Origin of the sequence: Pseudoalteromonas sp. SD03 (assembly GCF_040937955.1) — a bacterium.
Classification (GTDB): domain Bacteria; phylum Pseudomonadota; class Gammaproteobacteria; order Enterobacterales; family Alteromonadaceae; genus Pseudoalteromonas; species Pseudoalteromonas tetraodonis.
In genome coordinates this window covers 3,027,694-3,049,810 of the sequence record NZ_CP162514.1, presented here as the reverse complement: position 1 = coordinate 3,049,810, position 22,117 = coordinate 3,027,694, and the positions used below count along the sequence as shown (strand labels likewise).

The window sequence follows — 22,117 nt, the reverse complement described above, 5'->3', positions numbered from 1 at the left end:
TCTATTTAAAAACTAGTGACACGATTAATCTCAGCAAGTGAGGTCACACCCTCTGCAGCTTTACGAATACCCGATAAACGCAAATTGTTATATCCTGCTTTAAGTGATACCTCAGCAATTTCTAATGAGTTACCGCCGCGCATTATAATTTGGGCAATTTCAGGCGTAATTTTCATTACTTCGTAAATACCAACACGGCCTTTGTAGCCATCGGTACAGTTTTCACAGCCTTTAGGTGCGTATAAAACCATGTCTTGAATTTGTTGTTCACTAAAGCCTTGGCGTATAAGCTCTTCGCGAGGTAACTGCTCTGGTGTTTTACATTTAGAGCATAATCTTCGGGCTAAACGCTGAGCTATAATTAAACTAATAGAACTGGCCACATTATACGCGGGTACACCCATATTTAACAAACGAGTAATCGTTTCTGGCGCTGAGTTGGTATGCAGTGTTGACAGCACCAAGTGACCTGTTTGCGCCGCTTTAATTGATATTTCTGCAGTTTCTAAATCACGTATTTCACCCACCATCACCACATCGGGATCTTGACGTAAAAACGCCCGCAGTGCATTAGCAAAGGTCATATCTGCTTTAGTATTTATTTGTACTTGGTTAACCCCTTCGAGGTTAATTTCTACCGGATCTTCGGCGGTACTAATATTCCGCTCCGGCTGATTGAGTATATTTAAGCCCGTATACAAAGAAACCGTTTTACCTGAACCGGTTGGGCCGGTAACCAAAATCATTCCTTGCGGTTGCTCAAGTGCATCGAGGTATAGTTTTTTCTGCTCGGGTTCATAGCCTAATACATCAATACCTAGCATGGCACTGGATGAATCAAGAATACGCATTACAATTTTTTCGCCCCACAAAGTTGGCATGGTACTAACACGAAAATCAATGCTTTTACGCTCTGTTACCTTAAGCTTAATACGGCCATCTTGTGGTTTACGCTTTTCTGCAATATCCAGTCGCGACATTACTTTTATTCGCGCCGATAGCTTACTGGCCAATGTATTTGGCGGGCTGGCTACTTCGTGCAAAATACCATCAATGCGAAAGCGAATACGGTATTTGTGTTCATAAGGTTCAAAGTGTAAATCTGAGGCGCCTTTTTTTATTGCATCCATTAAAATTTTATTAATGTAGACAATTATTGGGGCGTCGTCTTTGTCATCGTCTTTAGGTGTGTGTTCCTTGTGCTGCTCAGAATCGAGTTCAGCGAACTCTTTAAATTCGTCTTCACTTAAATTTAAACTGCCAGTGGCATCGAGTAATTGCTCAATTTTGTTATCGAGCTGGACGTAGTCAACCACAACTACTTCGCACGATAAACCCGTGCTAAATTCAAAGTTTTCGAAGGCACCATAATCGGTAGGATCTGAGGCGGCAATATACACTTTTCTGCCTTTTTGTACCAAAGGCAAAATATGGTGTTTGCGGATCAGTTTTTCTTTAACCAGCTCAGCTGATATTTGTGCGACATTAAAATCTTTTAAATCAAAAAAAGGCACTCTAAATAAATCAATGCATTGCTCAGCTAAATCTTTGCTGTCTATTTTTCCACATTTAGAGATAAGCTCTGCAGTTGACGCAAAATCTTGCTGCCGTGTTTTTACGGTATCAGTATCAACCCGGCCGAGGGTAATAAATTTTCTTAATAACGGTGAGTTAATATTCATTGCGCACCTGATTTAATCCTTCTTTAGTCAGCAATTTATCAGAAAAAAGAAAGGAATACATTAATCGTACCAACGCAGCAGACAATTTACTGATAAAAATATCAGTAAATTGCGCTGCGATTGGGTTAATTTATTTATATTGTAGACTTAGCTTGCTGTAAATAATAATTATGCAGTTTAAGTAAGTCTTGTTTTACATCGCTTAGGTCGCGGTTATTATTTAAAATATCATCCGCTTTTTGTTGTTTATGCTCTCGAGACATTTGTGCGTCAATAATTTGCTCTGCTTGTTCAATGCTTATATTGTCGCGCTGTGTAGTACGTGTAATTTGCACCTCTTTGGGAACATCTATTAGCAAAGTACGATGACAGTAGCCATCAAGCCCATTTTCAAATAATAGTGGGGCAACTAACACCACGTAGTCGCTTTGCGCGTTTTTTAAATCAATAATAAGCTGAGTGCGTATTAATGGGTGCAGCAGGGCATTGAGCCATGTTTTTTGCTCAGGGTTACTAAAAATGCGCGCTCTTAGCTCGCCACGATTTAAAGCGCCATGTTCATCGAGTATATCATTGCCAAAATGCGCAATAATCGCTTTTAGGCCATCAGTGCCGGGTTCAACCACTTGGCGAGCCACTATATCTGCATCCACAATAGTAATTCCTAGTGCTGCCAACATATCGCTAACTGCGGTTTTACCACAGCCAATTCCGCCAGTTAGTCCCAATACCCAGTTATTTTTATGATGTTGTGTATTGCTCATAGTTAGTAGCCAATGAAATTAAAATAGCTGTTTTGCAGTTGCGTTCCCCATAGCATAGTGATCCAACCGGCTATTGCTAAGTAAGGACCAAAAGGAATGGGGGTTGCTTTGTCTTTACCTTGAATACTCAGTAGGGCAATGCCAATTACTGCGCCAACCACGCTTGAGAGCAAAATAATGGTCAATAACGATTGCCAACCTAGCAATGCGCCAAACACCGCAAGTAATTTAAAGTCGCCATAGCCCATGCCTTCTTTGCCGGTTATTAATTTAAACAACCAAAACACACTCCATAAGCTTAAATAGCCACATGCTGCGCCAATAATGGCATCGCTAGGGGCAATGGTATGACCCATAACTGAGGCGATTAGTGCTAACCATAAAAGTGGCAAAGTAAGCTGGTCCGGCAGTAGCATGTGATCAATATCAATAAAAGTCAGTGCTACCAACGCCCAAGTAACTACAATGTACAATAAAGCCTGCTCTGTAGCGCCAAAGGTGTAGGCAACCACTAAACTTAAAATAGCCGTAATAGCCTCAACGCTTGGATAACGAATTGAAATTGGGTTATCACAGGTTGCGCATTTACCTTTTAAAAATAACCAACTAATAATGGGAATATTTTGCCATGGCTTAATCGCCGCTTTGCACTTTGGGCAACATGAATTGGGTTTAACTAAGTTAAACGTGTCAGTAGTGTGTTCAGTGGTCTGTTTAGCCTTTGGGCTGGTTAGTTCATCGGCTAATAATAAGCGGCATTCAGTTTGCCATTCTTTTTGCATCATCACTGGCAAGCGATATATCACCACATTTAAAAAGCTACCAATACATAAACTCACTAGGCCAATCGTGGTTAAGTAAAACCATAAATGGCTTTGCATTGCGGTGGTGATATCAATAAAAAGACTTTGCATTTATTTTACCTAAAACTAAATTCTGTGTTGATAATACAGTGGTTTTATATAAGTGCAAAGTTAGGGTTAGGATGTTAGGTTAAGGTTAAGGTTAAGGTTAAGGTTAAGGTTAAGGTTAAGGTTAAGGTTAAGGTTAAGGTTAAGGTTAAGGTTAAGGTTAAGGTTAAGGTTAAGGTTAAGGTTAAGGTTAAGGTTAAGGTTAAGGTTAAGGTTAAAGGTGTTAGGTTCAAGGTTGATGTGACCCCGCAGCTCTTTACCCGTAGCCCGCTAACCAAAACTTAAAGTGCGCGGCATAAAGCCCGATTGTAAAACTATTTTGAACCACAGAGGGAGCAGAGGCGCTTCGCGCTACAAAGAGGAAAACCATTGATTGTCACTTTCTCTGTGTGCTCTGCATTCTCTGTGGTGAATAAATTACTTAAAATACGCGATTAAACAACTGAACCTAGTTGGAATATAGGTAAGTACATGGCAATAATTAAGCCACCGACTAATACACCGAGTACCGCCATTATTAACGGCTCAAGTAAGCTCGATAGGCCATCTACTGCGTCATCTACTTCTTGCTCATAAATTGTGGCAACTTTTGCCAGCATACCATCAAGCGATCCTGACTCTTCACCAATGGCAACCATTTGAATTACCATATCAGGGAATATTTTTGAATTACGCATCGCCCAGTTCATTTGATTACCTGAGCTTACCTCGGCTTTTATTTCTAAAATAGCATAACGGTAAACTGCGTTACCTGAGGCTCCAGCTGCAGAATCAAGCGCATCTACCAGCGGTACACCCGCAGCAAAGGTGGTCGATAAAGTACGCGCATAGCGCGCCACGGCGGCTTTATTTAAAATCATGCCGACAACTGGGAGCTTAAGTATGGCGCGGTCGGTAGCATCACGCAGTTTTAAACTTCTTAAATGTGCTTCTTTAAATATATAACCAAAGGCAACCACTGCAATGAGCGCTATCCACCAATTTGCTTGCATAAATTCAGAAATAGCAATTACAAATAATGTAAAAGCGGGCAGCTCAGCGCCAAAACCGGCAAAAATATCCTGAAATTGCGGTACTACAAATATCAGCAAAATAGAGGTAACAATCAGTGCTACAACCAATACTGCAATGGGGTAAAACATGGCTTTTTTAATTTTTGATTTTAGCGCCTCTGATTTTTCTTTATAAAGCGCAACGCGGTCAAATATTTTATCAAGCGAGCCCGACTGTTCGCCTGATGCCACTAAATCGCAATATAAATCATCAAAGTAACGAGGATATTTTCTAAGTGCGTTTGAAAGCGGCAACCCAGCTTTTACTTCATCACCAATAGCGCCCATGAGCTTGCTTACACTTTTATTGGTAGAGCCTGAACCTATCATTTCTATGGATTGTATCAGTGGTACACCCGCCATTAGCATAGTGGCAATTTGCCTTGTCACTAAAGCAATATCTTTTGGGGTGATTTTTTGTACGCTTTTTATGCCAAATAGTGGTTTGGCTTTACGTTTTACTTTTGAGGGGGTAATGCCTTGTTTGCGTAATTGGGCTTTAACTAAAGCAATGCTAGATCCCGTGAGCTCACCTTCCAGCCTTTTCCCTCTAGCACTAACACCAACCCATTGAAAGGTTTCGTTTGATTTTTCATTCTTATTACTCATAAATAAATAGCTTTTTATTGATTTAGTTGCAGGCTATAGCGGGTTCGGATGAAGGATAGATTAAAAAAGTGGGTAATAGTATTACTATTACCCTAGTGAAGGCTCACGTTAGTTTACTGGGTACAATTACCAGGAACAAACTTCGCTTCAAGAGTTGCATCAGCTGCACAAGTCCAAACACCGTCAACTGATCTGTTGAGTGTTAGGGTTTTGCCATTAATTTTTCCTGCATTACTGTTCTTCATAGTACACTCGATTGCAGTAGAACCTGTAATGCCAATGGTGCAATATGTCCCGCCGTTAGCTGTTTGGCCGATAAACCCAGCATCAGTAGATGTTATTGATGGGGCTTTACCTTCATTTACAGCAACCTCAAATTGCGTTTTTAAAGATGTTACCTCAGCATAAGCAGACCCGACTTGTGATTTAGCTGTGTAGTCTTGATACTGCGGCAGTGCTACTGCTGCTAAAATCCCGATGATTGCTACTACAATCATTAATTCAATTAGGGTGAAACCCTTTTGGTTTTGTTGTGTCATTGTTTGCATGTTTCCTCTCCTAAAGGATAATGTTGTGGTAAGCCAAACGGGTATAAGTTTATAAACTGTAACTTATGTTGTTCACTTAACCTGTTACTACAAAAATAAAATCATTTTGCCAAATTTAGTGCTATGTTCAAGCGGTAAAATATTGGCCTTTAAAACACACTGCATGGCGGTTATTCGTTAATTTGTCCCTTACTTGAGCATAAACTTATCTATTAAAAGTTAGTTATAACCCGCGTAAGTTACAAGCTAATTATAAAAATAAACCCTATCGCTTATTTTTACTCTGTCCCTTATAAATACCTTTTCACTCTTTATAACTAATTAAATATTTAAAACTAGTCAATATGAACGAGTCTAACACTGTTTATTGCGCTTTTGTATGTAAAAAATTTATAAAAAACGCATTAATTTAATAACTTGTTACAAATAATCCATTTGAATTATTTAATGCCCTTTTTTAAAAGCTGTCAATCAATTAGCGCAAGAATATATAAATAAATTTTACATTATTTACTCAAATCGCATCGATAAATCGATTGATTGTAAATTTTTTGTAAGTGCGCCGCTTGAGATAAAGTCGACCCCTGCTTGCGAGTATGCTTTTAGTGTTTCTAGGGTCATATTGCCCGACACTTCAAGTTTTGCGCGCTTATTTGTAATGCTAACTGCTTGGCGTATTTGCTCTGGATTAAAATTATCTAACATAATAATGTCGGCGCCTGCGTTAATGGCTTGCTCTAGCTCATCAAACGATTCAACTTCAACCTCTATAGGTTTATCGGCATGATTTAGCTTAGCTTGAGTAACCGCGTTATTAATTCCTCCACAGGCCGCTATGTGGTTTTCTTTAATTAAAAACGCATCAAATAAACCAATTCGGTGGTTTGCACCGCCGCCACATTTAACTGCATACTTTTGTAGCGCTCTAAGTCCTGGAATAGTTTTACGGGTATCGAGCAGTTGCGTGCTAGTACCGCTTAACTCTTTTACATAATGCGCTGTAGTTGTGGCTGTGCCAGAAAGCGTTTGTACAAAGTTAAGTGCGGTGCGCTCGGCTGTTAAAATAGCGCGAGCAGAACCTGATGCAGTAAATAAAGTGCTATTGGCACTGACAAAGTCGCCGTCGTTCACGCATATATTTACAACCACGCTTGGGTCGACTTGTTTAAACACTTCAATGATTAGGTCTTTACCACAAAAGATGCAGTCTTCACGGGTGATCACTTTCGCATTGGCTTGCTCTGCTTGAGGAATAAGCTGTGCGGTAATATCGCCTTGTTCAGCGCTTTGGTAATTTAGATCTTCATCAAGTGCTAAGGTAACAAGTTGACTAATTAGGGTATGCGAAATAGACATGAAAAAGCTCATAATAGATAATAAATTAACTAAATTTTACTCTGTTTAATTACTAAATAGAAGCAGCTAACAACTAAACTAATCAGCCAGCGCTTAATTTACACGTTGATCATATTTTATCGTTTAGTATTACGCTATCTTTATAGGGTTAAATCTATTAGCATCTTGATATACATCAATTTTGGTTAGTTATGAAAATAGATTCTTTAGGCGTTATAACTAATATTAGCCAGCGGGCGTGTAGCCACTTTGACGAGCGACCTGCTCAGTGCGATATTTCGCTGTTGGTTATTCATAATATTTCATTGCCCGCAGGGCAGTTTAACACTCCGTACGTTGATGATTTATTTATGGGGTGTATTGATTGTAATGCACATTCTAGCTTCAGTGATTTAGCAGGACTTAGGGTATCAGCGCATTGTTTTATTAAGCGCTGTGGCGAAGTTATACAATATGTGCCTTTTGAAAAACGTGCATGGCATGCGGGGCGTTCCTGCTTTGCTGGACAACAAAATTGTAATGATTTTAGTATAGGTATAGAACTTGAGGGCACAGATACAACTAATTATACCGATGGTCAATATCAAAGTTTAGCTGCATTGGCGCACGCTATTATGCAGCGTTACCCAAAAATAACAGCCAGTAATATAGTAGGGCACTGCGATATTGCCCCTGGGCGAAAAACCGACCCTGGAGAGAGTTTTAACTGGCGTAAATTTTTTAACCTAATTAAATAACTAGGGTCTGTTGACCTTTCAAGGTTGAATTTGCAGCAGTCTGTTTGGTATTTAGGCAAGGCAGCGCCTATGTGGTGTGGTTATTCCCCATAAATAGGCGATAACGTAGCATCAATGCCAAACAGGCGCTGCCCGAAGGGTTCTGCCTAGGGACGATTTACTCTTTGTTGCTCGGTTTTGACTTAGCCCACTAGGTTACAAACCTCGCGCCGCGATTAAATCGCCCCTAGTTTGAACAAATTATAATCCGCAAAGGTCAACAGACCCTAAATTAAGCGAGTAACAACATGATTTTGGTTTCAATAATAATTGCACTGATACTTGAGCGTTTAGGTGCTCGCTCTGCGCATTGGCAAATGAGTTATTACGCTAATGGCTACTTAACTCGCTCTGTTAATTTATTGACCAATAAAGGTTTATTTGGCACAGCAACAGGTTTTTTAATTTGGCTATTACTGCCTGTGATTGCTGTTGGGTGTGTGTATTTTTTATCAGACTTTGCACTTTGGCAGCTTGTTTTTAATGTGGCGGTGTTACTCGTTTGTTTTGGTTGTGCTAAGCAACGCGCTTTGTATAAGTCGTATTTAAATGCACTGACCCGAGGGGATCAAACCGCTGCGTCTTTGTATGCTTTGCAATTAGGGCAAAAACGCACCCAAGAGCAACAAGGCGGCGAAACCTTAGGGCAAACGCTGGCTTGGGTTAACTTTCGATTTTATTGTGCGGTTATATTTTGGTTTGTGGTATTGGGCGTTGCTGGTGCTGTTTTTTATGCATTAGTACGTACCTTTGCCGACTTAGTCAGTGACAACCGCGATGAAGTCATTGCTAAGCATTTTAAACTCCTCCACCGTTTATTGTTTTGGCTTGATTGGCTCCCTGCGCGTATTACCAGTTTTGGCTATTTAGTGATTGGTAACTTTAATAAAGGGACTAGCTGTTGGTTACATTACGTGTTTGACTTTTCAAGTCCTAATCGCAAGGTGGTTACTTATACGGCGCTAGCGGCTGAAAAAGTTGAAGAGCGCTACTATGGTTGCACCTTTGAAGCCACCTGTATGATCAAACTGGTTAAGCGAAATGTACTTTTTTACTTAGTGTTAATTGCCTTGATGACTTTATTTGGTGGTTTAAGTTAAAGAGCAGGGATTAGGCTTTAGATTCTAGGCACTAGGGTTTACTTTTGCTTCTCATTTACTCTCATTGTCTTCTCTTTGTGTAATAGTTTTTAAGTAATTTATTTACCACAGAGAATGCAGAGTACACAGAGTAAGTGACAATGAATGGTTTTTCCCTCTGTGGAACGCGAAGCGTCTCTGTGCCCTCTGCGGTTCAAAAAATAAATATATTTGGTGCCTGGTTTTAGGTTCTAGGCAGAGATTAAGCTAAGCATAGTGTTGGGTTAATCGTAGGCGGGGCTTTATGCTGCGCACTTTACGCTTTTTCTTGCGGGCTAAGAGCTGCGGGCTTAAACCTTTAACCTAGAGTCTAAACATGCGCGAGGTAAACTCTCGCCTGCAATGTAAAAACATGTTTGCAAAAGTCTCCACGTTTTATCCTATTGCCGAACCCCGAACCCCGAACCCCGAACCCCGAACCCCGAACCCCGAACCCGAAAACCCAAATTAACTGGTCTGACCATTTGTTTTTCATCTTATTAACCTTTCTTTATCCTCTGCATTCTGTGTATTATTTGAACTTTGTTTAAATTACGTTACGCTGGCCTTAGGGCTTTAAAACTGCTGTAAATTGACAGTAATTACGGTTTTTGATAACGTATGGCAAAATTTGGTATGACCAATTTACCTTTTGGTCAGGTCATTCAGTTAAAAGCCTTCTTTAATGGGCTGCTAGCACTTATACAACGCGGACGTTGATTGATGTCTTTAAAAATTAAAGCGGCAAAATTATCTGATGTTATTTTACAACAACTTGAGAACATGATTCTTGAGGGGTCGTTAGCACCAGGAGAAAAGTTACCACCGGAGCGTGAACTCGCTAAGCAATTTGAAGTGTCGCGTCCGTCGTTGCGTGAAGCCATTCAAAAGCTTGAGGCAAAAGGGCTCGTAACCCGTCGTCAAGGTGGTGGAACGTATGTAAAAAATCAATTGGAGGAGGGGCTGACTGATCCGTTGTTTGATTTGATCAGTAAACACCCCGAATCGCAATTTGATTTATTAGAATTTCGTCATGCGCTAGAGGGAATTGCGGCTTATTACGCAGCACTTCGCGGAACAAGTAACGATTTTGCAAAAGTAAAACAGAGCTTTGATCAGATTGCATTAGCTAAAGATGAATTAAAGCAAAAAGCCAAAGCGATTAATGACTTTCATTTTTGCATCGCTGAGGCGTCTCATAACGTAGTGTTACTGCATTTAGTAAGAGGGATGCAAAGCTTACTTGAGCAGAATGTTTTACAAAATTTAACGGTGTTACTTAAAAAGTCAGATATAAGCAGCCAATTAGCCGAGCATAGACGCTTATTAATGGATGCAGTGATTGACGGTAATCCTGAACAAGCTCGCTTAGCGAGTAATGCGCATTTAGCCTATATTGAAGAAGCATTGCTTGAAGCGGGTAAAGAGCACTCGCGAATTGAACGTAGTTTGAGACGCACCAAACAAAATTAAGCAAGTACATTCACTGTTAACTTGATTCAACAGTGAAGTATTCAATACATAAAATTAGTATTTTAAACATAAGGAAACCTCCATATGTCTGAAGTCAATAAAATTGACGTAGACGCGCTAGAAACACAAGAGTGGTTACAAGCTCTTGAATCAGTTGTGCGCGAAGAAGGTGTTGAACGAGCTCAGTTTTTACTTGAGCAAGTGTTAGAGCAAGCCCGCTTAGACGGTGTTGATATGCCAACTGGCATTAACACAAACTACGTTAATACGATCCCGGTTGATCAAGAACCTGCCTACCCTGGTGATGTAAATCTTGAGCGCCGTATTCGTTCAATTATTCGTTGGAACGCGATTATGATTGTATTGCGTGCATCGAAAAAAGATCTCGACTTAGGCGGCCATATGGCGTCTTACCAATCGTCTGCTGCATTTTATGAAGTATGTTTTAACCATTTCTTTAAAGCGCCAAATGATGTTGATGGTGGTGATTTAGTTTATTACCAAGGTCATATTTCTCCGGGTATTTATGCGCGTGCATTTGTTGAAGGGCGTTTAAGTGCCGAACAGCTTGATAATTTCCGTCAGGAAGTAGATGGTAAAGGCTTACCTTCTTACCCTCACCCTAAATTAATGCCGGAGTTTTGGCAGTTCCCAACGGTATCTATGGGCTTAGGTCCAATTTCTTCAATTTACCAAGCACGTTTCTTAAAATACTTAGATGGCCGTGGCTTAAAAGACACTAAAAACCAACGTGTATACGCGTTTTTAGGTGACGGTGAAATGGATGAGCCAGAATCACGTGGTGCTATCTCTTTCGCTGCACGTGAAAAGCTGGACAACTTATGTTACTTAGTTAACTGTAATTTACAGCGCCTAGACGGCCCAGTAATGGGTAACGGTAAAATCATTCAAGAGCTAGAAGGGCTATTTAAAGGCGCTGGCTGGAATGTTATTAAACTTGTTTGGGGCAGCGGTTGGGATATTCTCCTTGCTAAAGACACCACAGGTAAATTACTGCAACTAATGAACGAAACTGTTGATGGCGATTACCAAACATATAAAGCAAAAGATGGTGCGTACGTACGTGAGCATTTCTTTGGTCGTTACCCTGAAACTGCAGCATTAGTTGCTGATATGACCGATGACGAAATTTTTGCGCTTAAGCGTGGTGGTCACGAATCTTCAAAACTTTATGCCGCATTTAAAAAGGCAGAAGAGACGAAAGGTCGTCCAACAGTGATCCTAGCTAAAACTGTAAAAGGTTACGGCATGGGTGAAGCAGCTGAAGGTAAAAACATTGCGCACCAAGTTAAGAAAATGGATATGTCGCATGTGGCTCACTTACGCTCACGTTTAGGCTTAGATGACTTAGTATCAGAAGAGCAACTAAAAGAGCTACCTTACTTAGAGCTTGAAAAAGATTCACCTGAGTACAAGTATCTACATGCTCGTCGTGATGCATTACAAGGTTACACACCAACACGTATTGCTAAGTTCTCTGAAAAGTTACAGTTGCCAGAAGTTGACGCATTCAAGCCATTACTTGAAGAACAAAAGCGTGATATTTCAACGACTATGGGCTTTGTTCGTGCTCTTAATATCTTATTAAAAGATAAAGGCATTGGTAAAAACATCGTGCCTATTATTGCCGATGAAGCACGTACCTTTGGTATGGAAGGTTTATTCCGTCAAATCGGTATTTACAACCCACACGGCCAAAACTACACGCCTCAAGACCGTGATATTGTTTCTTACTACAAAGAAGCAACGTCAGGACAAGTACTACAAGAAGGTATTAATGAGCTAGGTGCAATGTCGTCATGGGTTGCTGCTGCAACATCTTACAGCACCAACGACTTACCGATGATCCCATTCTACATTTACTACTCTATGTTTGGTTTCCAACGTGTTGGTGACATGGCGTGGATGGCAGGGGATCAACAAGCACGTGGCTTCTTATTAGGTGCTACGGCGGGTCGTACAACGCTAAATGGCGAAGGCTTACAGCACGAAGATGGCCACAGCCACATTCTTGCAAACACGGTACCTAACTGTATTTCTTACGATCCTACTTATGCATTTGAAGTAGCGGTTATTGTGCAAGACGGTATTCGTCGTATGTACGGTGAAGATCAAGAAAACATTTACTACTACCTAACGTTAATGAACGAGAACTACCATCAGCCAGCAATGCCTGAAGGTGCTGAAGAAGGTATTCGTAAAGGTATCTACAAGCTAGAAAGCTACGAAGGCAAAAAAGCCAACGTACAGCTATTAAGCTCAGGTACTATCATGACTGAAGTGCGTAAAGCGGCGGCAATTTTAAGCGAAGACTATGGTATTGCATCTGATGTTTACTCTGTAACTTCATTTAATGAACTTACGCGTGATGGACAAGATGTTGAGCGTTTCAACATGCTTAATCCAGAAAGCGAGCAAAAAACAGCTTACATTACAAGCGTATTAAACGATTCAGTCACTGTTGCTGCAACGGATTACATGAAAAACTACGCAGAGCAAGCACGTTCATTTATCCCAAGCAGTAACTACAAAGTATTGGGTACAGATGGTTACGGTCGTTCAGACAGCCGTGAAAACCTACGTCGTCACTTTGAAGTTAACGCAAGCTACGTGGTAGTTGCGACATTATCTGAACTTGCTAAACGTGGTGAAGTTGAAAAGTCAGTGGTTGTTGAAGCAATTAAAAAGTTCAACATCGACACGAACAAACTAAATCCACTGTACGCATAAGAGGTTTGCAATGAGTATTGAAATTAAAGTACCTGATATCGGTGGCGATGAAGTAGAAGTAACCGAAATACTAGTGAGCGTTGGCGATAAAGTTGAAGTTGACCAATCACTATTAAGTGTTGAAGGCGATAAAGCTGCGATGGAAGTACCTGCTGAACAAGCCGGTACGGTAAAAGAAATTAAAGTAAATGTGGGCGATACAGTAACCACAGGCAGTTTAGTGTTCATCTTTGAAGGTGAAGTGCAAAACCCTGCTGCTGACTCTAAAGAAGCTGAAAAAACCGAGGAAGCAGCACCGGCTGCGTCATCGGGCTCGTCAACCAAAGAAGTGACTGTGCCAGATATTGGCGATGATGAAGTTGAAGTGACTGAAGTGATGGTTGCGGTTGGCGATAGCGTAGAAGAAGAGCAATCTATCTTAAACGTTGAGGGCGATAAAGCCGCCATGGAAGTACCTGCACCCTTTGCTGGCACTGTAAAAGAAATTAAAGTAAATACTGGTGACAAAGTGAAAACGGGCTCATTAGTGTTTGTTTTTGAAGTCGCTGGTGGTGGTAACGAAACTGCACCTGCAAGTGATTCAAAAACGCAAGAGAAGCCTACTGAAAAAGCTGCTTCATCTAAAGCGTCAGAATCAAGCACTAAAGAAGTTAGCGTACCGGATATTGGTGATGACGAAGTTGAAGTAACAGAAGTCATGGTTGCGGTTGGCGATAGCGTAGAAGAAGAGCAATCTATCTTAAACGTTGAGGGCGATAAAGCTGCTATGGAAGTACCTGCGCCGTTTGCTGGTACTGTAAAAGAAATTAAAGTGGCAACAGGCGATAAAGTTAAAACGGGTTCCCTGATTTTTGTATTTGAAGTGGCGGGTAGTGCACCAAGTGACGCGCCTGCAAAACAAGACGAGCCAAAGGCTGAATCTAAGCCAGCGGCTCAAGCAGAGTCAAAACCAACTGCTGCGCCTGAAAAAGCAAGTGCTGAGAGCTTTGAAAACAACAGCGCTTATGCTCATGCATCGCCAGTGGTTCGTCGTTTAGCACGTGAGTTTGGTATTAACCTTGCGAACGTAAAAGGCACAGGTCGTAAAAACCGTGTTGTTAAAGAAGACGTGCAAAACTATGTTAAGCAACTGGTTAAGCAAGTTGAATCTGGTCAAGTACCTGCAGCTAAAGGCAATGCCGGTGGCGGTGAGCTTGGATTAATTCCGTGGCCAAAAGTTGATTTTGCTAAGTTTGGTGAAATTGAAGAGAAAAAACTCTCTCGTATTCAAAAGCTATCAGGTAAAAACTTACACCGTAACTGGGTACAAATTCCACATGTTACCCAGTTTGATGAAGCGGATATCACTAGCCTTGAGCAGTTCCGTAAAGAGCAAAACGCGCTTAACGAGAAGAAAAAGCTGGGTGTTAAAATTACGCCACTCGTGTTTGTAATGAAAGCAGCAGCTAAAGCATTAGCTGAGTTCCCAACATTTAACTCATCACTTTCTGAGGATGGTGAAAGCTTAATCCTTAAAAAGTACATCAATATTGGTGTAGCGGTTGATACGCCTAATGGCTTGGTTGTGCCAGTATTTAAAGATGTTGATAAAAAAGGCATTATTGAACTCTCTCGTGAACTAATGGAAGTATCTGTTAAAGCACGTGATGGCAAGTTAAGTTCATCAGATATGCAAGGTGGTTGTTTTACTATTTCAAGCCTAGGTGGTATTGGTGGTACGGCATTTACGCCGATTGTGAATGCACCTGAGGTGGCAATTTTAGGTGTGTCTAAATCTGAAATGAAGCCTAAGTGGAATGGTAAAGAGTTTAAGCCTAAGCTAATGGTTCCACTTTCAATGTCTTACGACCATAGAGTGATTGACGGTGCACTTGCTGCACGCTTTACTGTTACTCTTGCAAGTTACATGAGTGATATACGCCAGTTAGTGATGTGATCACTACAGAGTGAGTAAAATCAAATCCCAGCCAGTTGTTTTTAGCTGGGATTTTTATCATTTGCAATGATACAATATTTGCACAAATGCCCTTTTCTGCCTTGCAGAAACATGGCAGTTAAATTTTGGGGCTGTGTCCCGTTCAAACAATAAAGGTAATAGCATGAGCAACGAATTAAAAACTCAAGTTGTTGTACTAGGCGGTGGTCCTGGTGGTTACTCTGCGGCTTTTCGCGCTGCTGACTTGGGCTTAGAAGTTACATTAGTAGAATCTCGCGAGACATTAGGCGGTGTATGTCTTAATGTTGGTTGTATTCCTTCTAAAGCACTTTTACACGTAGCTAAAGTGATTGATGATGCTGCAGAAATGTCATCTCACGGCGTTACTTTTGGCGCACCAAAAATTGACTTAGATGAAGTTCGTTCTTGGAAAGAGTCTGTTGTTGGCCAGCTTACAGGTGGCTTAGACGGCATGGCTAAAATGCGTAAAGTAAAAGTTGTATCTGGTTACGGTAAATTTACTGGTAGCAATACTTTAGACGTTGAAGGCGCTGACGGTAAAACAACCATTACCTTTGATAACGCAATTATTGCTGCGGGTTCTAAACCTGTAAACTTACCTTTCATCCCAGAAGATGATCGCGTTATTGATTCAACGGGTGCGCTAGAGCTTAAAGATGTTCCTGAAAAACTACTTGTTTTAGGTGGTGGTATTATTGGTCTAGAAATGGGTACGGTTTACCGTGCACTAGGTTCTGCAATTGATGTTGTAGAATTTGCAGACCAACTTGTTCCTGCTGCTGATAAAGACATCATAAAAATTTACCAAAAGCATGTTAAAGACAAGTTTAACGTGATGCTTTCAACTAAAGTAACTGGCGTTGAAGCAAAAGACGACGGTTTATATGTTACGTTTGAAGGCAAAAATGCACCAGCAGAGCCAGTACGTTACGACAAAGTACTTGTTGCTGTAGGTCGTACACCAAACGGTAACATGTTAGACGCTGATAAAGCGGGTGTGAATGTTGATGAGCGTGGTTTTATTAACGTTGATAAGCAATTACGTACTAACGTAGAACATATTTTTGCAATTGGTGACTTAGTGGGTCAGCCTATGCTTGCGCATAAAGCGGTTCATGAAGGTCATGTTGCTGCTGAAGTTATCTCTGGTCAAAAACATTACTTTGATCCTAAGTGTATTCCTTCAATTGCTTACACTGACCCTGAAATTGCATGGGCGGGTGTAACTGAAAAAGAAGCGAAAGAGCAAGGTTTAAGCATTGAAACAGCAGTATTCCCTTGGGCTGCATCGGGTCGTGCAATTGCTTCTTCACGTACTGAAGGTTCTACTAAGCTTATTTTTGATAAAGAGAGCGGCCGTATTATCGGTGGTGCTATGATTGGTATTAACGCAGGCGAAATGCTGGGCGAAATCGGTCTAGGTATTGAAATGGGTGCAGATGGTGAAGACCTAGCGCTAACAATTCATGCTCACCCAACATTGAACGAATCAATCGGCCTTGCAGCTGAAATTTTTGAAGGTTCAATCACTGATTTACCAAACAAAAAAGCAGTTAAAAAGAAGAAGTAATTTCTTTTAGTTAATCGCGATAAAAAACCCAAGCCTCGGCTTGGGTTTTTTGTTTTTATAGCCTCAGGGTTTAGCAAAAGATTGTTCTGTGTAGCGCAGCGTCTCTATGGTGCAAAAACAAAGACTAAAGCATGTCGAGCTGCGAGTGCCGGGCAACGGGCTTAAAGCCTCAAAATTAAACCTGCGCGAGATAAATTCACGCCTGCAATATAAAAATTATGCTTGTAAAAAGCTCGATGTTTTATCGCAGCCCGCAGCCCGCAGATATCTATTCCCTTTTATTTTAGCTACAATGCGCAGCCATCAATTTATAGGTAATAAACCACAGTGACTCAAGGTTTCAAAAATTCAGTTTTAGCGTTACGTGCCCAGCAAATAAGTGAATCTCGACGCGAGTTTAATGCCCGGGGCGGTAAGATGGACCGCTGTGAGCAATGCTTAATTGCCAAGCATTACTGTATTTGTGAGGGCGCTGAGTACGCAAGTTGCGACGCTGCGGTTTGTTTACTGATGTATCATAATGAAAGTTTTAAACCGTCTAATACAGGGCGTTTAATTGCTGAAATAGTCCCTGACAATTATGCGTTTCGCTGGGATAGAACCTCCCCAGATCCTGCTTTATTAGCATTATTGAATAATGATAAATATCAGCCTTTTGTGATTTTTCCTGCTGAAGATGTTGAAACAGATAGAGTAGTAACGCAAGTAGAGCCTGTTGCAGGTAAAACGCCTTTATTTATATTTTTAGATGGTACATGGCGTGAAGCTAAAAAAATGATCCGCAAAAGTCCTTATCTAGATAATTTGCCCGTGCTTTCTATTACCGCACAAAAGCTCTCAGATTACCGATTACGTGTAGCACCCCATGCTCACCAGTTAGGTACGGCAGAAGTGGCTATTATGGTATTGGCATTAGCGAATGAGGTTGATGCGAGTACTAAATTAGAACAGCATTTTATCAAATTTCGCGACGCCTATTTACTCGGTAAGCGCAACAAAGGCAGGCCGGAATAAACTGCAAGATGTTGATACGAAAAGGCTGGATTTAATGCTTGTTCATAGTTTGAATGTATATAATCTTGGCTGACCGCTGATTTTCAGGCAAAAGAAAAGCGCGAACCATCTCTAGTCGCGCTTGCGGAATCTTCTAACTTTGTTGCATCCTGCAATTGAACCTAATCAACTCCAATTTTTACGATCCGTGTTATTACAATATTACTTTCTAGTTCTATGTAATATAGGCTATCCGGGCCTGTCTCCATGAATCCCTAAAACATCCTGTAAGGTAAAATCTATTACCAATCCTTATTGCACATCCGAGTGCATTCCTTTTGCTACCATTCCGTTGTGTTGCCCTAAGGCCTGTCCGTTTTATTCCCTATCCTTTAGCAACAACTTTTTCGTGTTGTTATCCATTACGCATCATCCTGATGCTATCCCTTATGCAACATTCCATTGCGATACTCATCCTGAGCCTGTCCTTAAATCCCTGTTATCCTAAAAACCAAACCTTGGTATTCGAGTAGTTAGTCCGTTTCTATTTACTCGGTAAGCGTCGTTGCTTATTTATGGGTTAATTATAGAGAGTGATTTGCAGTAAATGTAGGATAAAACCGCTTATGGTTTAGGTTCTTACAAATGAAATATTTTTAAATTATATAAAATACAATGACTTGCTATGTTTTTGTGGTGTTATACAGAGTGTTTTTACTCATTAGCTGTCATAAGCGTAAGAGATGTCTTACAAGGGTTTTCTTTTTTGGGCGTATTTATCACGAAGTGATTATATAAAGTGTGCACTTTTTAGTTCATCGCGGTAAAATTAATGATAATAATTATTAGTTAGGTAAGACAATATGAAAAAAACACTCGCGCTTGTTGTTGGGTTAATTGCCTCAGCACCGGCTGTTGCAACCGATGTTGTGAATATTTACTCATTTCGACAACCTTTTTTAATTAAACCTATTTTAGACGATTTTACACAGCAAACGGGCATTAAAACCAATGTGGTGTTTGCTAAAAAAGGCTTAATAGAACGTGTTAAGCGTGAAGGTAAACACAGCAAAGCCGATTTAGTTTTAACCTCAAACTTTAGTGCTTTAATTCAATTAGAAGAGCTAAATCTTACGCAAACCATCGAAAGCGAGCTGGTTAATAATAATGTCCCGGCGGCATTTCGTGATGGCGATGGTCAGTGGGTAGCGCTCACTAAGCGCGTGCGTAATGTTTACTCTTCAAAAGAGCGTTTAGGCGCATTGCCTAACCTTACCTACGAAGCGCTTGCTGAGCCGCAATACAAAGGACAAATTTGTACTCGCTCTGGCAAACACCCATATAACTTAGGCCTTGTGGCTTCTATGATTGCTCATCATGGTGAAGCACAGACGAAAACATGGCTTGAGGGTGTAAAAGCTAATTTAGCGCGTAAACCTCAAGGTAACGATCGAGCGCAAGTTAAAGCGGTTAAAGAAGGTTTATGTAATTTAGCCTTAGGTAATAGTTATTACTTGGGAAAAATGCTGCAAGACGAAGCACAAAAACCATGGGCTGAAGCCGTTCATATTAACTTTCCAAATCAAACTGACCGAGGATCACATATAAATGTATCGGGTGCGGTTATTACTAAGTATGCTAAAAATCCTGAAAATGCCTTGAAACTCATAGAGTATATGACAGACAATAAGGCGCAAAATATGTATGCCTCGCTCAATATGGAGTATCCGGTTAAGCCAGGTGTGAAACTTTCTAGTTTGGTTGCATCATGGGGAAGCTTTAAGGAAGACAGCTTACCGCTTGATGAAATTAGCAAATATCGTCCGTTAGCCCTTAAGCTAATTGATGAGGTGAAGTTCGATCTTTAATGACTTATAAATTTCAGCTGTCAAAATGGCAGCTTATTGCATGGTCGACTGGGTTATTGCTGTCGACCCCGTTGTTTTTCCTACTATTAGAATCTTTACAAGGCGACTCAGAGGTATTTACCCACCTGTGGAATACCGTACTGTGGGACTATATAAGCAATACCGTATTACTGGTTTTAGGTGTAGGGTTACTTAGCTGCTTTATTGCGTTACCACTGGGTTGGCTCACCGCTTATTGTCGCTTTCCAGGTAAAAAACAATTTGAATGGGCACTGATGCTGCCTCTTGCCATGCCTACTTATATTATTGCTTATGTGTACACCGATTTACTCGATTATGCGGGGCCGGTACAAATAACTCTAAGAGAGTGGTTTGGTTGGCAGTCGCCAAGTGATTACTGGTTTTTTGATATACGCACCTTACCAGGGGCTATTGTTATGATTGCGCTGGTACTCTACCCGTATTTATATTTAATTTTTAAAACTGCACTGCGAGAACAATCTTTTAAGTTAGTCCAAGCCAGTCAGTTAATGGGGCTAAATGCATGGAAAAGCTTTTTTAAAGTCAGCCTTGTATTATCCCGTGGTGCCATTGTAGCGGCACTTGCTTTGATCAGCATGGAAACCATGGCTGATTTTGCCACCGTAAGCTATTTTGCTGTCAGTACATTAACCACTGCCGTATACGATACCTGGTTTGGCTATTATTCATTAACTGCAGCAGCAAAAATTTCAGGGGTGATGTTGTTATTGCTGTTCTTAGCATTGATCACCGAGCGTTTTAGCCGTCGTAACCAAGCGGTATTTGAGCGTCAATCGAGCGTGAACAGCGAGGCGCTTTATATCCTCAAAGGCAAGTCTGCGTGGCTAGCAACGGGGTTTTGTAGCTTTATTTTAATTATTTCGTTTATTATTCCGATGGTTGTATTGCTCAAATATGCAGTTATGTATTTTGATCAAGCGTGGAATAGTGAGTTTTTTAGCTATGCATGGCAAAGTTTAAAAGTGGCGGCTGTAGTCAGTGTGGTGACTATTATACTGAGTGTTTTAGTGGTGTTTTATCAGCGCATTGCTAAACAAACAAATCCATTAATACCCGGGCGTTTGGCCAGTACGGGCTATGCGTTACCCGGCACAGTATTAGCGATAGCGGTATTGTTGCCACTCACCCTATTAGAAAATACTATCAACCGCACTTTAGTTCCTTATGATTTAGATATTGGTTTATTACTTACTGGCAGCTTACTCACTATTATTTTTGCTTATATAGTGCGGTTTTACGCCGTTGCACACGGAGCTATTGAGTCGAGCTTTTCACGCATTAGTCCCTCCCTTGATATGGCAAGCCAGTCAATGGGAAAAAGCCAAGGGCGCACATTACGCTTAGTGCACTTACCTTTATTACGCCGAGGCTTATTAACCGCCGGTTTATTGGTCTTTATCGAGTGTATGAAAGAGCTACCCGCAGCTTTGTTGTTAAGGCCTTTTGATTTTGAAAGCTTAGCAACTCATGTGTTTCAGTATGTAAGCGATGAACAATTAGAGCTGGCCTCTATATCGGCTTTGTTTATTGTGGTGGTGGGGTTTATTCCGTTATATTTTATTAACCGTTCAATGGAGCAACGTAGCTAAATGAGTAGTTTGATTTTACAAGGCGTGAGCTATGCATATAACGGGACTAAGGTGATAGATAATTTAGATTTAACCTTAGGTAAAGACGAAATAGTGTGTTTGCTCGGAGCCAGTGGCTGCGGTAAAACCACCACACTAAAAGCCATTGCAGGATTAATTGAAGCCAAACAAGGGCAGGTATTTATTGATGGTAAGCTAGTCAGTGATGCTAATACGTTTGTTTCACCTGAGCACCGTAATATTGGCATGATGTTTCAAGACTATGCGTTATTTCCGCATTTAACGGTGGCTAATAATATTGCGTTTGGGCTAAGCGGCATGAGCAAAGCAGATAAACACGCACGCGTAAGTGAAATGCTAAAGCTGGTACACTTGGTAGGCTGCGCCGATAGATTCCCTCATCAACTCTCTGGTGGGCAACAGCAGCGAGTAGCGATTGCACGCGCATTAGCATATAAACCTAGCTTACTGTTACTTGACGAGCCATTTTCTAATATTGATACCCAAGTACGATTTGAGTTAATTGCCGACATTAGGCGCATTATTAAGGCGCAGCAAGTATCGGCTGTGTTTGTTACTCACTCAAAAGAAGAGGCGTTTGCTTTTTCAGATACACTTGCGGTTATGCACCAAGGCAAAATTGCGCAGCAAGGTACGCCAGAACAGCTTTTTGCTAAACCACGTTCAAAGGAGGTTGCAGAGTTTCTGGGTCAGGGCATATACTTAAGCGCAACCGTATTAACCGCCACTGAATATCAAACGCAGTTTGGGGTGGTTGAATCAATACAGCCACAGCAGTATGGCGTGGCCGATAAGGGCGTTATTTATGTGCGTCCGCATCAACTTGAACTTGCTAGTAATAACGATACTCAACAGCAATCTGAGCGGGTTAGTATATTAAGTAGTCGCTTTATTGGCTCTGCTTATGTATACACTGTGGTTATTGCTGAGCAAGAAATAGAAGTTGCAGCCCAGTATGGCCAGTCATTTGAAATTAATGAACAGGTTATAATAAAAATAAAACCGCACACGGTGAATTTTTTTGAATCGTAATTAAT

The 22,117-nt window shown here is 40.9% G+C and carries 16 protein-coding genes; 10 read left to right on the top strand and 6 right to left on the bottom strand.

The genetic code is table 11. From position 1 onward, the window contains the following. Positions 1 to 5 precede the first annotated feature (5 nt). The 6 genes from pilB to nadC form a co-directional block, all read right to left on the bottom strand. Positions 6 to 1,682, bottom strand: a complete 1,677-nt coding sequence (gene pilB, locus ABZP26_RS14225) for a type IV-A pilus assembly ATPase PilB (protein WP_064664023.1) — start codon at positions 1,680 to 1,682, stop codon at positions 6 to 8. Between the two features lie 134 nt (positions 1,683 to 1,816). Next, positions 1,817 to 2,446 carry a dephospho-CoA kinase gene (coaE, locus tag ABZP26_RS14220; RefSeq protein ID WP_036956690.1) on the bottom strand — a complete coding sequence of 210 codons (630 nt, stop codon included), beginning with the start codon at positions 2,444 to 2,446 and terminating at the stop codon, positions 1,817 to 1,819. Between the two features lie 2 nt (positions 2,447 to 2,448). Then, positions 2,449 to 3,360, bottom strand: a complete 912-nt coding sequence (locus ABZP26_RS14215) for an A24 family peptidase (RefSeq protein ID WP_036956689.1) — start codon at positions 3,358 to 3,360, stop codon at positions 2,449 to 2,451. 431 nt (positions 3,361 to 3,791) lie between these two features. Further along, positions 3,792 to 5,018: a type II secretion system F family protein gene (locus tag ABZP26_RS14210; RefSeq protein ID WP_368485086.1), complete on the bottom strand. Its 1,227-nt coding sequence runs from the start codon at positions 5,016 to 5,018 to the stop codon at positions 3,792 to 3,794. Positions 5,019 to 5,131: 113 nt separating this feature from the next. Next, positions 5,132 to 5,566 (bottom strand): pilin, encoded by a 435-nt coding sequence (locus tag ABZP26_RS14205; protein ID WP_368485085.1) that lies wholly within the window; start codon positions 5,564 to 5,566, stop codon positions 5,132 to 5,134. Positions 5,567 to 6,076: 510 nt separating this feature from the next. After that, positions 6,077 to 6,922 (bottom strand): carboxylating nicotinate-nucleotide diphosphorylase, encoded by an 846-nt coding sequence (gene nadC, locus ABZP26_RS14200; protein ID WP_290191705.1) that lies wholly within the window; start codon positions 6,920 to 6,922, stop codon positions 6,077 to 6,079. A gap of 191 nt (positions 6,923 to 7,113) precedes the next feature. On the opposite strand from nadC, the gene ampD reads away from it, so the two are divergent. From ampD to ABZP26_RS14150, 10 genes are all read left to right on the top strand, one after another. Beyond that, a complete protein-coding gene (gene ampD / locus ABZP26_RS14195) occupies positions 7,114 to 7,659 on the top strand; it encodes a 1,6-anhydro-N-acetylmuramyl-L-alanine amidase AmpD (protein ID WP_368485084.1) in 546 nt (181 codons plus the stop codon). Between the two features lie 287 nt (positions 7,660 to 7,946). Next, entirely contained in the window at positions 7,947 to 8,798 is an 852-nt protein-coding gene (ampE, locus tag ABZP26_RS14190) for a beta-lactamase regulator AmpE (protein WP_024601737.1), read from the top strand. A gap of 741 nt (positions 8,799 to 9,539) precedes the next feature. Beyond that, complete coding sequence (gene pdhR / locus ABZP26_RS14185) at positions 9,540 to 10,289, top strand: pyruvate dehydrogenase complex transcriptional repressor PdhR (RefSeq protein WP_008114937.1); 750 nt, start codon at positions 9,540 to 9,542, stop codon at positions 10,287 to 10,289. An 84-nt stretch (positions 10,290 to 10,373) separates the two neighbouring features. Further along, entirely contained in the window at positions 10,374 to 13,040 is a 2,667-nt protein-coding gene (aceE, locus tag ABZP26_RS14180) for a pyruvate dehydrogenase (acetyl-transferring), homodimeric type (RefSeq protein ID WP_013465930.1), read from the top strand. A 10-nt stretch (positions 13,041 to 13,050) separates the two neighbouring features. Next, a complete protein-coding gene (gene aceF, locus ABZP26_RS14175; protein WP_368485083.1) occupies positions 13,051 to 14,976 on the top strand; it encodes a pyruvate dehydrogenase complex dihydrolipoyllysine-residue acetyltransferase in 1,926 nt (641 codons plus the stop codon). Between the two features lie 163 nt (positions 14,977 to 15,139). Then, a complete protein-coding gene (gene lpdA, locus ABZP26_RS14170) occupies positions 15,140 to 16,567 on the top strand; it encodes a dihydrolipoyl dehydrogenase (protein ID WP_013465928.1) in 1,428 nt (475 codons plus the stop codon). 327 nt (positions 16,568 to 16,894) lie between these two features. Further along, positions 16,895 to 17,581 (top strand): tRNA-uridine aminocarboxypropyltransferase, encoded by a 687-nt coding sequence (locus ABZP26_RS14165; protein ID WP_028835611.1) that lies wholly within the window; start codon positions 16,895 to 16,897, stop codon positions 17,579 to 17,581. An 842-nt stretch (positions 17,582 to 18,423) separates the two neighbouring features. Next, positions 18,424 to 19,428 (top strand): Fe(3+) ABC transporter substrate-binding protein, encoded by a 1,005-nt coding sequence (locus tag ABZP26_RS14160; protein WP_013465926.1) that lies wholly within the window; start codon positions 18,424 to 18,426, stop codon positions 19,426 to 19,428. Then, on the top strand, positions 19,428 to 21,059 hold the full coding sequence (locus tag ABZP26_RS14155) for an ABC transporter permease (protein WP_368485082.1): 1,632 nt from the start codon (positions 19,428 to 19,430) through the stop codon (positions 21,057 to 21,059). Before ABZP26_RS14160 ends, ABZP26_RS14155 begins: the two co-directional genes overlap by 1 nt. Next, positions 21,060 to 22,112: an ABC transporter ATP-binding protein gene (locus ABZP26_RS14150; RefSeq protein ID WP_368485081.1), complete on the top strand. Its 1,053-nt coding sequence runs from the start codon at positions 21,060 to 21,062 to the stop codon at positions 22,110 to 22,112. It abuts the gene before it with no gap. Positions 22,113 to 22,117: the final 5 nt, after the last annotated feature.

Coding starts and splice junctions, on each gene's coding strand:
- pilB (WP_064664023.1), bottom strand. CDS start 1,682: ATGAATATTAACTCACCGTTATTAAGAAAATTTATTACCCTCGGCCGG.
- coaE (WP_036956690.1), bottom strand. CDS start 2,446: ATGAGCAATACACAACATCATAAAAATAACTGGGTATTGGGACTAACT.
- ABZP26_RS14215 (WP_036956689.1), bottom strand. CDS start 3,360: ATGCAAAGTCTTTTTATTGATATCACCACCGCAATGCAAAGCCATTTA.
- ABZP26_RS14210 (WP_368485086.1), bottom strand. CDS start 5,018: ATGAGTAATAAGAATGAAAAATCAAACGAAACCTTTCAATGGGTTGGT.
- ABZP26_RS14205 (WP_368485085.1), bottom strand. CDS start 5,566: ATGCAAACAATGACACAACAAAACCAAAAGGGTTTCACCCTAATTGAA.
- nadC (WP_290191705.1), bottom strand. CDS start 6,922: ATGTCTATTTCGCATACCCTAATTAGTCAACTTGTTACCTTAGCACTT.
- ampD (WP_368485084.1), top strand. CDS start 7,114: ATGAAAATAGATTCTTTAGGCGTTATAACTAATATTAGCCAGCGGGCG.
- ampE (WP_024601737.1), top strand. CDS start 7,947: ATGATTTTGGTTTCAATAATAATTGCACTGATACTTGAGCGTTTAGGT.
- pdhR (WP_008114937.1), top strand. CDS start 9,540: ATGTCTTTAAAAATTAAAGCGGCAAAATTATCTGATGTTATTTTACAA.
- aceE (WP_013465930.1), top strand. CDS start 10,374: ATGTCTGAAGTCAATAAAATTGACGTAGACGCGCTAGAAACACAAGAG.
- aceF (WP_368485083.1), top strand. CDS start 13,051: ATGAGTATTGAAATTAAAGTACCTGATATCGGTGGCGATGAAGTAGAA.
- lpdA (WP_013465928.1), top strand. CDS start 15,140: ATGAGCAACGAATTAAAAACTCAAGTTGTTGTACTAGGCGGTGGTCCT.
- ABZP26_RS14160 (WP_013465926.1), top strand. CDS start 18,424: ATGAAAAAAACACTCGCGCTTGTTGTTGGGTTAATTGCCTCAGCACCG.
- ABZP26_RS14155 (WP_368485082.1), top strand. CDS start 19,428: ATGACTTATAAATTTCAGCTGTCAAAATGGCAGCTTATTGCATGGTCG.
- ABZP26_RS14150 (WP_368485081.1), top strand. CDS start 21,060: ATGAGTAGTTTGATTTTACAAGGCGTGAGCTATGCATATAACGGGACT.